The organism is Neorhizobium sp. DAR64872/K0K18, from assembly GCF_050500175.1.
GTDB classification, from domain to species: Bacteria; Pseudomonadota; Alphaproteobacteria; order Rhizobiales; family Rhizobiaceae; genus Neorhizobium; species Neorhizobium soli.
The window spans coordinates 1283974-1296683 of the sequence record NZ_CP191446.1 but is presented as its reverse complement, the minus strand read 5'-3'; the positions used below and the strand labels follow the sequence as shown (position 1 = coordinate 1296683).

Annotated in this window: 13 protein-coding genes and 4 tRNA genes; 5 read left to right on the top strand and 12 right to left on the bottom strand. The window is 58.3% G+C overall.

Going from position 1 to position 12710, the window contains the following annotated elements; genetic code table 11:
- Nucleotides 1-167: 167 nt before the first annotated feature.
- The 6 genes from rplA to ACQY1P_RS11620 form a co-directional block, all read right to left on the bottom strand.
- Entirely contained in the window at nucleotides 168-866 is a 699-nt protein-coding gene (rplA, locus tag ACQY1P_RS11645) for a 50S ribosomal protein L1 (protein WP_062453167.1), read from the bottom strand.
- A 1-nt stretch (nucleotide 867) separates the two neighbouring features.
- Entirely contained in the window at nucleotides 868-1299 is a 432-nt protein-coding gene (gene rplK, locus ACQY1P_RS11640; RefSeq protein ID WP_062453168.1) for a 50S ribosomal protein L11, read from the bottom strand.
- Nucleotides 1300-1473: 174 nt separating this feature from the next.
- A complete protein-coding gene (nusG, locus tag ACQY1P_RS11635; RefSeq protein WP_062453169.1) occupies nucleotides 1474-2004 on the bottom strand; it encodes a transcription termination/antitermination protein NusG in 531 nt (176 codons plus the stop codon).
- A gap of 15 nt (nucleotides 2005-2019) precedes the next feature.
- Entirely contained in the window at nucleotides 2020-2220 is a 201-nt protein-coding gene (gene secE, locus ACQY1P_RS11630) for a preprotein translocase subunit SecE (protein WP_062453170.1), read from the bottom strand.
- A 195-nt stretch (nucleotides 2221-2415) separates the two neighbouring features.
- Nucleotides 2416-2491: transfer RNA gene (locus tag ACQY1P_RS11625), tRNA-Trp, on the bottom strand.
- A 108-nt stretch (nucleotides 2492-2599) separates the two neighbouring features.
- Nucleotides 2600-3994 carry a capsule biosynthesis protein gene (locus tag ACQY1P_RS11620; RefSeq protein WP_430256435.1) on the bottom strand — a complete coding sequence of 465 codons (1395 nt, stop codon included), beginning with the start codon at nucleotides 3992-3994 and terminating at the stop codon, nucleotides 2600-2602.
- A 209-nt stretch (nucleotides 3995-4203) separates the two neighbouring features.
- On the opposite strand from ACQY1P_RS11620, the gene ACQY1P_RS11615 reads away from it, so the two are divergent.
- A complete protein-coding gene (locus tag ACQY1P_RS11615; protein ID WP_430256434.1) occupies nucleotides 4204-5508 on the top strand; it encodes a capsule biosynthesis protein in 1305 nt (434 codons plus the stop codon).
- A 108-nt stretch (nucleotides 5509-5616) separates the two neighbouring features.
- Here the strand turns inward: ACQY1P_RS11615 and tuf are convergent, their stop codons facing one another.
- From tuf to ACQY1P_RS11600, 3 genes are all read right to left on the bottom strand, one after another.
- The gene (gene tuf / locus ACQY1P_RS11610) at nucleotides 5617-6792 is read right to left on the bottom strand and encodes an elongation factor Tu (protein ID WP_092662037.1); all 1176 of its coding nucleotides are present in this window, start codon (nucleotides 6790-6792) and stop codon (nucleotides 5617-5619) included.
- A gap of 342 nt (nucleotides 6793-7134) precedes the next feature.
- A tRNA-Gly gene (locus ACQY1P_RS11605) sits at nucleotides 7135-7208 on the bottom strand.
- 26 nt (nucleotides 7209-7234) lie between these two features.
- Nucleotides 7235-7319, bottom strand: a tRNA-Tyr gene (locus tag ACQY1P_RS11600).
- 202 nt (nucleotides 7320-7521) lie between these two features.
- Here ACQY1P_RS11600 and ACQY1P_RS11595 point away from each other — a divergent pair.
- From ACQY1P_RS11595 to cysQ, 3 genes are all read left to right on the top strand, one after another.
- Nucleotides 7522-8409, top strand: coding sequence for a TrmH family RNA methyltransferase (locus tag ACQY1P_RS11595; protein ID WP_092662035.1), 888 nt, complete (start codon nucleotides 7522-7524; stop codon nucleotides 8407-8409).
- Between the two features lie 102 nt (nucleotides 8410-8511).
- The gene (locus ACQY1P_RS11590; RefSeq protein WP_430256433.1) at nucleotides 8512-9213 is read left to right on the top strand and encodes a DUF982 domain-containing protein; all 702 of its coding nucleotides are present in this window, start codon (nucleotides 8512-8514) and stop codon (nucleotides 9211-9213) included.
- Nucleotides 9214-9275: 62 nt separating this feature from the next.
- Nucleotides 9276-10073: a 3'(2'),5'-bisphosphate nucleotidase CysQ gene (gene cysQ, locus ACQY1P_RS11585; protein ID WP_430256432.1), complete on the top strand. Its 798-nt coding sequence runs from the start codon at nucleotides 9276-9278 to the stop codon at nucleotides 10071-10073.
- 72 nt (nucleotides 10074-10145) lie between these two features.
- Here the strand turns inward: cysQ and ACQY1P_RS11580 are convergent, their stop codons facing one another.
- Entirely contained in the window at nucleotides 10146-11183 is a 1038-nt protein-coding gene (locus ACQY1P_RS11580; protein ID WP_430256431.1) for a calcium-binding protein, read from the bottom strand.
- A 249-nt stretch (nucleotides 11184-11432) separates the two neighbouring features.
- Here ACQY1P_RS11580 and ACQY1P_RS11575 point away from each other — a divergent pair, with 249 nt between their 5' ends.
- On the top strand, nucleotides 11433-11960 hold the full coding sequence (locus ACQY1P_RS11575) for a DUF4142 domain-containing protein (protein WP_062453178.1): 528 nt from the start codon (nucleotides 11433-11435) through the stop codon (nucleotides 11958-11960).
- A 191-nt stretch (nucleotides 11961-12151) separates the two neighbouring features.
- On the opposite strand, the gene ACQY1P_RS11570 is transcribed toward ACQY1P_RS11575, so the two are convergent.
- Together ACQY1P_RS11570 and ACQY1P_RS11565 are read right to left on the bottom strand one after the other, a co-directional pair.
- Nucleotides 12152-12436 (bottom strand): hypothetical protein, encoded by a 285-nt coding sequence (locus ACQY1P_RS11570; RefSeq protein ID WP_139283848.1) that lies wholly within the window; start codon nucleotides 12434-12436, stop codon nucleotides 12152-12154.
- Between the two features lie 168 nt (nucleotides 12437-12604).
- Nucleotides 12605-12680, bottom strand: a tRNA-Thr gene (locus ACQY1P_RS11565).
- Nucleotides 12681-12710: the final 30 nt, after the last annotated feature.

The following is a 12710-nucleotide window of genomic DNA, read 5'->3' as shown; positions in this document are numbered from 1 at the left end:
CGCCGGAGCGCCGAAAATCTGCGTTCTTACCCGTCTCATGCAGGCCAAGTGATTAAGGGAAAACCACCTGCAATCTCGGACAGGAATTCCGGATTTCTCCGGAAATTCCCGCTCCCCGAAGGGAGAGGGAATTCATGCAGCCGGAGCCCTGGGGCTCCGGCAATTCATTAAGCGGCTGTGACCGACGAAGGCTCGATCTTGACGCCTGGGCCCATCGTCGACGAAATCGCGACGCGCTTCAGGTAGTTGCCCTTGGCGCCAGCCGGCTTTGCCTTGATGACGGCGTCAGCAAAGGCACGGATGTTTTCTTCGAGTGCCTTGGCATCGAAGGAAGCCTTGCCGATGCCGGCGTGAACGATACCGGCCTTCTCGACGCGGAACTCGACAGCGCCGCCCTTGGAAGCCTTGACGGCTCCGGCAACGTCCATGGTCACAGTACCGACCTTCGGGTTAGGCATCATGCCACGCGGGCCGAGAACCTTACCGAGACGACCGACGAGCGGCATCATGTCAGGAGTTGCGATGCAACGATCGAAGTCGATCTTGCCGCCCTGAACGATTTCCAGCAGGTCTTCTGCGCCAACAATGTCTGCACCAGCAGCCTTGGCTTCATCAGCCTTGGCGCCACGTGCGAAAACAGCAACGCGAACGTCACGGCCGGTGCCGTTCGGCAGGTTGACAACGCCGCGGACCATCTGGTCTGCGTGACGCGGGTCAACGCCGAGGTTCATCGAGATTTCGACGGTTTCGTCGAACTTAGCCGTCGCACGTTCCTTGACCATCGAGATGGCTTCGGTGAGAGCGATGAGCGTTGTCGGATCCACGCCTTCGCGGATCTTTTTCATGCGCTTTGCGAGCTTTACCATGTTAAGCCACCACTTCCAGGCCCATGGAGCGGGCAGAGCCCTCAACCATCAGCATTGCGCCTTCGACGTCGGCTGCGTTGAGATCCTTCATCTTACCTTCGGCGATCGCACGGACCTGAGCCTTGGTGATGGTACCGGCCTTGCCACCCTTGCCAGGTGTCTTGGAACCGGAAGTGATCTTCGCTTCCTTCTTCAGCCAATAAGTAACCGGCGGCTGCTTCATCGCGAAGGTGAAGGACTTGTCCTGGTAGTAGGTGATGACGACCGGGATCGGCATACCCTTTTCCATTTCCTGCGTGGCGGCATTGAACGCCTTGCAGAATTCCATGATGTTGATGCCACGCTGACCAAGCGCCGGGCCGATTGGCGGGGACGGGTTAGCCGATCCTGCCTTGACCTGAAGCTTGAGCTGGCCTGCTACTTTCTTAGCCATTTCTCTGCCTTTCGTTATGGACCGATATCTTGGTCCGAAATGCCGGATTGACCGGCGGCTGCGGTTGCGTGGTGCGGCTTACCGAGGTCCGGCTAGACCCCTCACCTTCCACGCGGGTTACGGCAAACGCCGCACAGGGCCGCCAACTCAATGGCAGCCCATATTCAAAAACAATCAGACCTTCTCGACCTGAGCGTATTCGAGCTCCACCGGAGTGGCGCGGCCAAAGATCGACACTTCGACCTTGAGGCGCGAACGCTCTTCATCGACATCCTGAACAACGCCGTTGAACGACGCGAACGGACCATCGGAAACACGAACCTGTTCACCAACCTCGAACGAGATCGAGGACTTCGGCCGCTCGACACCTTCCTGAACCTGACCGAGGATACGATCGGCTTCGGAGTCAGGGATCGGAACAGGCTTGTTGTCAGAACCAAGGAAGCCGGTAACCTTCGGCGTGTTCTTGATCAGGTGGTAGGCTTCGTCCGTCAGGTTCGCACGAACCATGACGTAGCCCGGGAAGAACTTGCGTTCGCTATCGACCTTTCGGCCGCGACGCACTTCCACAACCTTTTCCGTCGGAACGAGGATCTGTTCGAACAAATGCTCAAGCCCCTTCTGGCGAGCCTTGTTCTCGATGTCCTCAGCGACCTTTTTCTCAAAGTTCGAATATGCGTGGACGATGTACCAGCGGGCCGCCATCTTAATACTCCAGGATCAAACGCTGACGTTCAGCACGAAGCCGAGCAACCAGCCAATAAGCTGGTCCGCAGCGAAGAAAAACAGCGCCGCAACCACGACCATGACCAGAACCATGATCGTCGAGATCGTGGTTTCACGGCGGGATGGCCAAGTGATTTTAGACGCTTCGGAACGAACCTGCTTGAAGAACGTTGCCGGATTGGTTTTGGATGCCATCGATTGCCCACGCAATTACGGCACGTAAAGCCGATATCGTTCAGCCCCACGCACCGCGTGTCTGTTGTTCCCTACATAAACACCCATTTCCCGTTAAACAAGAGGAAAAAGGTGCCTACATGAAATTCCCAACTTTGGACAACAACCGCTCAGCGCCTATCAATTACAGTCGCAAGCTATGTGTTGTGCGAAGGCTGGCAGGGGCAGCCGGGCTTGAACCGACGACCTGCGGTTTTGGAGACCGCCGCTCTACCAACTGAGCTATACCCCTTCAAACCGAAGACTGACGGACCATCAAGATCCTCTCCGTCACCGGCTAGGCGCTCCCTTTAAGACGCTGCGCCGGACTTGGCAAGAGTGTTTTTCGAACTTTGCCAGGCTATCTGAATTTGCCGCCGACGTTGTCGCCGAGATCTCTTGCCGAGACCGGGGACAAGACTTGATCCGGCTTCCCTAGGAGAAGATCGCGCGTTGAAAGCTCGACGGCGCCCGTCGCCGTCCCGGTCGCCGGCACGCGCCTCTCTGTTGGCAGCGGAAGCCGTTGCCATGCCAGACGCGGCGGTTTTTCGACGAAGGCACCAGGTTCGTTGACGGTGCGGTCGCGAACGCGGGTGATGATCAATTCGATCGCGAGCGCGCGGCCCTCTTCGTGATAGAAATTGCCCTTGATCTGTACCGTGCCGGCCAATGCCTTGATGAAGGCGCGCAGCAGGTTCGCGTCAAGCGGCTCGGGGTCGGACCAGAACGAGTCGATCCCGCCCTGATGGGTCAACCCGGGCATGTCGTAAACTGCCGCACCGAGTGCAATCGTCGGAAGACCGGCTCTCAGGCTGTGCATCGCCGTCGTGGAGTTGGCAACGATCGTCCCGTGCGAATGGCGAAGGATCGCTCCGAGATCACCTCTTTCGATAAACACGACCCGGTTCGAGACGCGGTAGCGGGCGGCAATCTTCGACACGATCTTGCGCCAGCCCTCGAGATCGTTGTCGAGCGGATGCTGCTTTACGATCAACCGCGCGCTTTCGGGAGCATGTCTCGAGAACGAGTGGATGACCTGATCGATCATCTGAGAGAGATGCCGATAAGGAGAGTTTGCTCGGATCTGGTAGTCGCTCTGCAATTGCAGCGCCAGGAGGTAATTCTTGCCGGTTTCGCCGTCGAAAAATCCCTCTGGCAGATCGTGGCGCGAACGGAACATGCGCGGCAGCCACGACAGATAGTCGAACAGCGGATCGTAGTACTTGTCCGAGCGGTAGAACGGGAACATCGGGCGGCCGAAATATGCCAGGAGATTATAGATGACCTCGTTTGTCGCCTCCTGTCCGAACGTGTGGCCGTAGCGCGCCTTGAGATCCGGTTCGGGAACCTGCTCGGCAACCTTGCGAATCACGTTCGGATCGTTGGGGAAGTGCGAGAAGCGGCCCATGCCATTGCGTTCGAGCGTGATCCAGTCCGGCCGAAGATAGCCGAACTCGACGGCATGACACTGAATGCCCAACCGACGTGCAACGCGTCCGGCAAAGCGATGGTAGGGCAGCCTGTCGGCATAATAGAGAATGTCGGTGATGCCTTCGCGACGGATGAGTTCAGCCAGATAGCGTGGCCAGGCCCTCAGCGTTCCGCGATAGTTGATCGCTCCGGACTTCCGCCAGTAGGCCTGGTCTCCGAACGAGAAGTTCACACGCTTCGTACCGATCCCCTGCGCTTCGAACGCGTTTGCCAGCTCGCGCCAGAACACGGACGGTGGACCTTGGAGAAACAGGACTTTTGTCATTCGAAGCCAATACCGCTTGATTCGGGATCATGAAATTGAGGGTCGTTTAGCCTGATCGGGGTTCTCCCGACGTAATACACAGCTCCCCGTACGTGAGACGGATGCCAATTCACACAATTACCGTTAAACAGTTCCGGTACTTTCACGAAGGCACCACCGTCGTCAATGGCGCCTTTTACGCACGAAGCATATCCCAAGGTTACGTCGCCATGCATCAACGCCGATTCCTGCTGCTTCAAGGACCCGCCTCGCCGTTTCTCAAGAAGCTCGCGGAAGCCATTGAAAACAAAGGCGCGAAGGTATGGAAGATCAACCTATCCATAGGTGATGTGGCGTTTTGGTGGCCGCGCAAAAGCGAACTGTTTCGCGAAAAGCCTGAACATTGGGCAGTGTATCTCGATCGCTACATAAGCGATCACAATGTAACCGATATCGTCATGCTTGGTGATGGTCGTGCGCCGCATCACAGCGCGGCTGCCGTTGCGTCAGCCAGAGGCGTTGACGTCCATATTCTCGAACACGGGTATCTGCGGCCCGACTGGCTGACGATAGAGCCGGACGGCATGTCGGCACATTCTCGCTTTCCGCAGGATGCGGAGCGTATCCGCATGATCGCGGAAAGCGCACCGGCCATTGACGGGGTCGGACGCTACCGCTCCAGCTTCTTGACCTACGCGCTCTACGATCTTGTCTATCACGTTCCCAATGTTCTCTTGGGATGGCTCGTTCATCCCCACTACCGGACCCATGGGCCCGTGCATCCGGTTAGGGAATATGCCGGCTGGATCTGGAAGGCGCTGAGGATGAAATCTCGGCGACGGAACGCCGATCTCGCGACCACAGCCGCCCTCACCCCGATTCAGACGGCGGATAGCGTGCGCTTGCCTCGGGTCTTCCTGTTTCCATTGCAGCTTCCTGGGGATTACCAGATCATCCGTCACGCCCCCAGCGGCGACCTCTTCGCCATCGTCGATTCGGTGATTGCTTCTTTCGCAAAGCACGCAGGCAGTAACGACCGCCTGCTGTTCAAGGTCCATCCGATCGACAATGGACTGTCGCGCTGGCCCGAGCGCATCCGGGCCGCCTCAAACCGCCACGGAATATCGGACCGTGTCTTCTATGCGGATGGGGGCGACACCGACGACCTTATCACCCGCGCGGCCGGCGTCGTCACAGTCAACTCGACCGTCGGACTGACCGCGCTATCGATGGCAAAGCCGGTAGTTGCGCTGGGCGCTGCGGTATACGACATCCCCGGGCTGACATTCCAAGGGCCACTCGCGGAGTTCTGGACGAATCCGGGACGGCCGGACATGGAACTGTTCGACGCCTTCCAGCGGGCGCTTGCCGCGACGACGCAGGTCCGCGGTGGTTTCATCGGGAGAGACGCGATTGAAGCAGGCGCCGAGAATGTTGCAGCACGGCTGATGGAGCCTGCGCCACGCCTGCCGAAGAGCTGGGCCAAGCCAGGCGGCAGCACGCAGTTCCGCTATATGAATGAACTCTTTGGCTGAACGGCGTACGCGCTTCCTGCGGACGTCTCCTGACCGATTTCAACACGCTGTAACGAAAAAGGCCCCGCGGTTTCCCGCGAGGCCTTTTTCAAGTGGTTGATCTATCGATTACTCGATGATCGAGGCAACGATGCCGGCGCCGACAGTACGACCGCCTTCGCGGATCGCGAAGCGCAGCTTTTCTTCCATCGCGATCGGAACGATCAGCTCGACTTCAACGGTGACGTTGTCGCCTGGCATAACCATTTCCGTGCCTTCTGGAAGCGAAACGATACCGGTCACGTCCGTTGTACGGAAGTAGAACTGAGGACGGTAGTTCGTGAAGAACGGCGTATGACGGCCGCCTTCTTCCTTCGTCAGGATGTAGGCTTCTGCCATGAACTTCTTGTGCGGCTTGACCGAACCCGGCTTGCACAGGATCTGGCCACGCTCAACGCCGTCACGCTGTACGCCACGGATCAGAGCGCCGATGTTGTCGCCGGCCTGGCCCTGGTCGAGCAGCTTGCGGAACATTTCGACGCCGGTAACCGTCGTCTTGGTCGTGGCGCGGATGCCGACGATTTCGACTTCTTCACCAACCTTGACGATGCCACGCTCGACGCGACCGGTCACGACCGTACCACGGCCCGAGATCGAGAAAACGTCTTCGATCGGCAGCAGGAACGGCTGGTCGATCGGACGCTCAGGCGTCGGGATGTAGGCGTCGACAGCTGCCATCAGTTCGCGAACGGCGTCTTCGCCGATCTTCTTGTTCGAATCTTCGAGAGCGGCCAGAGCCGAACCCTTGACGATCGGAATGTCGTCGCCCGGGAAGTCGTAGGACGACAGAAGTTCGCGGACTTCCAGTTCGACGAGCTCGAGGAGCTCTTCGTCGTCGACCTGGTCAACCTTGTTGAGGAACACGACGATTGCCGGAACGCCAACCTGACGAGCAAGCAGGATGTGCTCGCGGGTCTGTGGCATCGGGCCGTCGGCAGCCGAGCAAACCAGGATCGCGCCGTCCATCTGCGCTGCACCGGTGATCATGTTCTTGACGTAGTCGGCGTGGCCGGGGCAGTCGACGTGTGCGTAGTGGCGGTTTGGCGTTTCGTATTCGACGTGTGCCGTCGAAATGGTGATGCCGCGGGCCTTCTCTTCAGGAGCAGCGTCGATCTGGTCGTAGGCCTTGAATTCGCCGAAGTACTTCGTGATCGCCGCAGTCAGCGACGTCTTGCCGTGGTCGACGTGACCGATCGTGCCAATGTTGACGTGAGGCTTATTGCGCTCAAACTTGCTCTTTGCCATTGAATGCTTCCTGTGAACATAAGAGGTTGACCCGGCGACCGGGTTTGGTGTCGCCGTTTAAGGCTTTCCCAAGGATTGCGCAAGACATAATTACGCCGCCGCCCCGTACAAGGGGCAGGCCGAAAGATGGCGCTCTATCTGCCTGTATTTCAAGGCCTCGGCGTGTCGCCCTCCCCGTCTGCCGGAAGTATGGTCGCCGCAGAGATGGTGATGGCCTGATACGTAATCCTGACGTCCAATCCGGTTTTTGCGCGTGCCGCACGTGATCAACACGAGCACAAATCGACGCGATGTTTGAATGGATCAAACCGGTCGAAAATAGAAATCATTTGTCCGGGATATTGGAGCGGGTAGCGGGAATCGAACCCGCGTATTCAGCTTGGAAGGCTGCTGCTCTACCATTGAGCTATACCCGCGGGGGTGGTCCGATCTCGAAGACGAATGGTGGAGAGAGTTGGATTTGAACCAACGTAGGCGTAGCCAACGGATTTACAGTCCGTCCCCTTTAACCACTCGGGCATCTCTCCATTCGTCTGGATCGTTAGACCAAGTCTGCTGACCGTCAGGCTTGCCGCCCCTCGGTCTGCGCCGCGTATATGACGGCCTCATGTCCGTCTGTCAACACGACCTCTTTGAAAAAAGGAGGAAAAAATTGGATATCGTCATGCCATCCGACGAAGGCTCGAGCGGAGGGCTTTGCCGAAACCGCGCTCCTCGATATAAGGCAGCATGAGCACAAAAGATCCTAAAGACAAAACCGCCCGCGACACCCATTACGCGACGCTTCGCCGGAATGTTCGCGATACCAAGCGCGAACGCGGCGAGATCCCGACGCCGCAGCAGGGCCGCGTCAAATCCAACAAGGGCGCCAAGGATTGGACGCCACCGCAGCTGCAGCCGGAACAGGTGCTGCTCTATGGTCTCCATACGGTTCGGGCTGCGATCCAGAACCCGGAGCGCAAGCTGATCAAGCTTTCGGTGACACAGAACGCCTTTATGCGACTGGAGATCGGCGAATCGAGCGAGCTGTCTTTTCCTGTCGAGTTCGTCTCGCCGCAGGATATCGACAAGGTGCTGGGTCCCGAGGCGATCCACCAGGGCGTGATGCTGGAAACGCGGCCCCTGCCCGTACGCCGGCTTGAAGCCCTTAAAGAGAGCCCGCTCCTCCTGGTACTCGACCAGGTAACGGATCCCCATAACGTCGGTGCCGTCATGCGATCGGCCGTAGCCTTCGGCGCCGGCGCACTCATCACCACCCAGAGACATAGCCCTACCGAGTCAGGCGTGCTGGCAAAATCCGCGTCCGGCGCACTGGAACTCATCCCGTATATCCAGATCACCAACCTCGCCGACGCGCTGGAATCGATCCACAAGCTTGGTTTCCAGACGATCGGGCTTGATTCGGAAGGTCCTGCCCCGCTGGAAGGCACGTTCTCCGGTGAGCGGATTGCTTTGGTCCTCGGATCCGAGGGCAAGGGCTTGCGCCAGAAGACCCGCGAAACGGTGAATGCGTTGGCCCGGCTCGACATGCCCGGCGAGATCAAGTCGCTCAACGTCTCGAATGCCGCAGCGATTGCGCTTTACGCGACAAGGCAGCATCTCCTGAAGATCTCCTGAAATCACATCAGCGGCCTGACGAAAACCGTCGGGCCGCCGCGCTCCATCCTGGCGCAAGCTTTATATGAGTATTTCCTAATTATCTTAAATGGGAGAGCTTGGATGGATCGCGGGACCTGGAAGCAACCTGTCATCCTGGAAATCTTCGGCCAACCGGGGCCGATCATCGTGCAAGGCACGCTGGATGCCGCTCTTATGCTGCTCAGCGGATGGCCGGCCGCACGAACAGAAGCGCATATGGCGGCGGTGATGGCGTGCCGCGACGTGCTGACGGGCCGAAGCGTAGCGGCCCTTGCCCGCGCCGATTTCATTGAGGCTGCACTAGAGGCCGGCTTCCATGTTCAACCGCAAACGTTTCTTGCCGATATCGATGGCGAACCAATCAAAGACGTCCCGGCCTCACTTGCGACCCTGCCGATCTCGCCGGACCGCCTCGCCCCCCTCGCACCGTTCCGGCGCCGCCTCAGTAAGTCCCCCCGCTTACGCGGGCTTACCCTTGCTTATACCGAGCCCGATGCTGGCGAACTGGATTCACTCCCGTCATATCACCACCCGGTGATTAGCTGGAGCGAGCCGCATTCCGCGGCATCGGGGGCTGGGCCGGCCAGCCCACACACACCCTGCATGCGCGAATTATTGGCAGAGCTCTCGCGGACGATCGGCATGATTGCACGGCTCGGCGCCCGACGCGCCGCGGGCGTGCTGCGGCCCCAGCTTCGCCGGGGAGCATCGGATCTTCCGGCCGCGGCGGATGCGCACCTTGGCAATTCCTGGGCCGTCGGTCGTCAGCAACCAATGGCATAGGCACGGTGATGCAGAGGCGAGACGAGCTTGCGCTGCTGGAGGCAAGGCAGTAGATCGTCTTTATGATGAGTATGCTTTTGATATTCGAGACGATCGCGCTCGATGCAGGCCGCACGATTCTTGAGATCCGTGGCCGTGGCGCTCATACCCACTACAAACCGGACCACTCGCCGGTGACGGAGGCCGACGAAGCCGCGGAAGCGATGATTCTCGAAGCGCTTGCGCAGCATTGGCCAGCGATCCCCGCGGTTGCAGAAGAAGCCGTCGCCGCCGGGCAGATCCCAGATATTTCCGGTGGTCGTTTCTTTCTGATCGACCCGCTTGACGGCACACGTGAATTCATCAACGGCCGCGATGACTTCACCGTCAATATTGCGCTGATCGAAAATGCCCTTCCGACCGTTGGTATCGTGTATGCTCCGGCGCTCAACGTCGGCTATGGCGGCGCACAGAACAAAGCGTCCAAGCTCGCGATCGCCCCCGATTTCACCATCGAAAACCGTCAGGCGATCCGCGCCCGCGTCATGCCACGGCGACCCATCGCCTGTGCCAGCCGGTCCCACCGAACTGTCGAAACGGATGATTTCCTGGCGCAATACGGCGACCTCGAAACCCTTTCCGTCGGTTCATCGCTGAAATTCGGTCTGCTGGCGGAAGGTGCCGCCGACATTTATCCGCGGTTCGGCCGGACGATGGAGTGGGACACGGCAGCCGGAGATGCGGTCCTGCGCGCCGCCGGTGGCAAGACCTGCGCTATCGACGGACAGCCGCTCCGGTACGGCAAGGTCGGTCGATCGGATGAGAATGATTTCGCCAATGGCGACTTCATCGCGACCGGTGCATCGGTTGAAGTCCTGTAGTTTTCCAAATTCTCTCGACCACGAAAAAAGGCGCCTCCTTTCAGAAGCGCCTTCCTAAGACAGCTCGATATCTCAGAGGAAGAAATCGCTGTCGTACATTTTGGTCTGGCCCGCGATCTTGATCTGGAAGTCGGCATAACCGTCGCCGTTCACATCGCCTGAGACGATGCCGCCGCTAAAGCGCAACTCGCCCGCCTCGCCCGAAAAGCCTTTCGAACCAATGAAATCGAAAGACTGATTGCCGCCGAAGGTCGTATCCGCATCGATCGACCGGAGATCGATATAATCGTCTTCTGCGCGGCTGAAGTCCTGGATGATGTCGCGGCTGCTGTTTGCCTTGGAGTCTGCGATCGAGGTGAACACGAACGTATCGGCGCCCGATCCACCATAGAGATGGTCGTTGCCGGATCCGCCGTACAGCTTGTCGTTGCCGCTTCCACCGTAGAGGTCGTCGCTACCCGCGCCGCCGTAGAGCGTGTCATTACCGCCCTTGCCATCGATCAAGTCGTTTCCGTCATCGCCCCAAAGCTTGTTTGCGCCTGATGAGCCGTAGATCTTGTCGCTCGCACCGGTCCCGATGGCATTCTCGATGCTGACGAGCGTCTCTTTGTAACTGGTTCCGAGCGTCTGCGCCGAACCCTTGCCGAGATCGATGGCGACGCCGAGACCGGCCAGATCATCATCCTCGTCCTGCGTCTCATAGCTGATCGTATCGGTCCCCGAGCCACCGTTGAAATAGTTGCGATAGCCGACCGAGAAGAAGGCGTCATTGCCCGTCTCGCCGTAATAGTCGCTGTGATAGGTGGAGACTTCGAAAGAGTTGTTGCCGCTGCCGGCATAGACGACATCATAGAGCTTGCTCGACGTCGAGAACCCTGTTGCGACGTAGCTGTCGTTGCCGGAGCCGAGATCGATCTTGTTGCCGCCTTCGAAGGAATTTTGCACCAAATCGTCGTCAGCGCCTGCATAGACCGTGTTGAAACCACCGTATTTGCCAACGAGGTTGAGGAAGATCCGGTCGTCGCCGCCATAGGTGTAGACGGTGAGATCAGAATCGTAATCATCCTGGTAGACGGTGTTGTCGTAATCGTTGCCGTAGAATGTGGGCATCCGTTTCCTCCGGTCCGCTCCTGGCATGAGAATCGCCGCGGATTGCTGTGCTTATGCTAGACTACGAATCCTGACGGAATCCGTAATATCCCGTTGTCTGCCATTCAGGTTCGTTAACGCGCAATGGCCGCCTTCGTCATCCCCTCGCTTCGACGCTTTATCTCAATCAGATGAAGTACCACGTTGAAAAATCTTTGCGGAACCTCTTTGATTTCCATGGGTTGGTAGGGCTCACAGGAGATACCGACCATGAAAAAAACAATTCTCACCGCAGCATTTCTCATGACCGCAACGGCAGCTTTCGCGCAGTCGGCTGCAGAAAGCACCGGCGCAAACTCGGTTCTGGGTCGCGCTCCGACCACCGCAGACTTTATCATGCAGGCGTCTGCGAGCGGTATGTACGAGATCGAGTCGAGCAAGCTCGCACTGACCAAGGGCGACGACGCCACCAAGAAATTTGCGCAGCAGATGATTACAGACCATGAAAAGGCTTCTGCCGAACTCAAGGCGCTGATCGACAGCGGCAAGGTCCAGGGCAATCCTGTCACGGCATTGACCGAAGATGACAAGGAAGATGTCGACGAGCTGGCAAAGCTTGAAGGTGCCGATTTCATCGAGGAATATTTCGACGATCAGGTCGAAGCACATGAAGACGCGGTAGACCTCTTCAAGCGCTACGCTGAAGAAGGTGAAAATGCCGATCTAAAGGCCTTTGCCGCGAAGACACTTCCGGCCCTCGAGCATCACTACAAGATGGCACAGGACATGGATAAGTAAGAACTACCCTTCCACAACTGCCATACTCTAAAGAGACAGCCGCCCGATTCGTCGAGGCGGCTTTTTCTGTTGCTTCGCCCTCAGACCCAACGCCCGGGAGGTCGTTGGAAGCTTACTGAGCAGCGAACCGTCAAACGGATGGTTTTGAAAACGCGAGATAGCGACGCACGAAGGATGCATTGACGTTTCCGTCAGGCCTCAACCGCTGCGTCACGCTTCTTCTTGCCGTCCAATAACTGAGCGAAGAGTTCGGCCTGTCTTTCGGTTGCTGCTCGGATCGCATTGAGCTGCAAAAGCATGCTGCCAAACGCCGCGACGAGCACAGAGCCGATGAAGGCGGGTGCCGCCCAAGGCAGTGCTGCCAAGAGCGCGAGCAGGGCATAGGACCCCTGCCCGGCGCTGGCCATCAGCGCCACGAGGGCGCAGACCACCAGAACGATCCCGATCCAGCCAATCCACATCAAGACTTTTCCCATCAGTCTCCCCTTAAATTTAAGAGATCCTGACAGAGCGCATTCCATGTTGCAAGGATTGGCCGGCACGAGAAGAGATGCCGGAAAGACAACGGAGCGACGTGCGTCAAACCCTGCTCTCCTCAGCCCGAGAAAAGCATGATCAACCGATCAAAATGATTGGGATAGAAGTGGTGCCCCCGACAAGGTTCGAACTCGTGACCCCCTGATTACAAATCAGGTGCTCTACCAACTGAGCTACAAGGGCACTTCTGGGGGTGGAATTACCAGATTCTGA

Coding starts and splice junctions, on each gene's coding strand:
- cysQ (WP_430256432.1), top strand. CDS start 9,276: ATGATGAGTATGCTTTTGATATTCGAGACGATCGCGCTCGATGCAGGC.
- rplA (WP_062453167.1), bottom strand. CDS start 866: ATGGTAAAGCTCGCAAAGCGCATGAAAAAGATCCGCGAAGGCGTGGAT.
- ACQY1P_RS11575 (WP_062453178.1), top strand. CDS start 11,433: ATGAAAAAAACAATTCTCACCGCAGCATTTCTCATGACCGCAACGGCA.
- ACQY1P_RS11595 (WP_092662035.1), top strand. CDS start 7,522: ATGAGCACAAAAGATCCTAAAGACAAAACCGCCCGCGACACCCATTAC.
- ACQY1P_RS11590 (WP_430256433.1), top strand. CDS start 8,512: ATGGATCGCGGGACCTGGAAGCAACCTGTCATCCTGGAAATCTTCGGC.
- secE (WP_062453170.1), bottom strand. CDS start 2,220: ATGGCATCCAAAACCAATCCGGCAACGTTCTTCAAGCAGGTTCGTTCC.
- rplK (WP_062453168.1), bottom strand. CDS start 1,299: ATGGCTAAGAAAGTAGCAGGCCAGCTCAAGCTTCAGGTCAAGGCAGGA.
- ACQY1P_RS11570 (WP_139283848.1), bottom strand. CDS start 12,436: ATGGGAAAAGTCTTGATGTGGATTGGCTGGATCGGGATCGTTCTGGTG.
- nusG (WP_062453169.1), bottom strand. CDS start 2,004: ATGGCGGCCCGCTGGTACATCGTCCACGCATATTCGAACTTTGAGAAA.
- ACQY1P_RS11580 (WP_430256431.1), bottom strand. CDS start 11,183: ATGCCCACATTCTACGGCAACGATTACGACAACACCGTCTACCAGGAT.
- tuf (WP_092662037.1), bottom strand. CDS start 6,792: ATGGCAAAGAGCAAGTTTGAGCGCAATAAGCCTCACGTCAACATTGGC.
- ACQY1P_RS11615 (WP_430256434.1), top strand. CDS start 4,204: ATGCATCAACGCCGATTCCTGCTGCTTCAAGGACCCGCCTCGCCGTTT.
- ACQY1P_RS11620 (WP_430256435.1), bottom strand. CDS start 3,994: ATGACAAAAGTCCTGTTTCTCCAAGGTCCACCGTCCGTGTTCTGGCGC.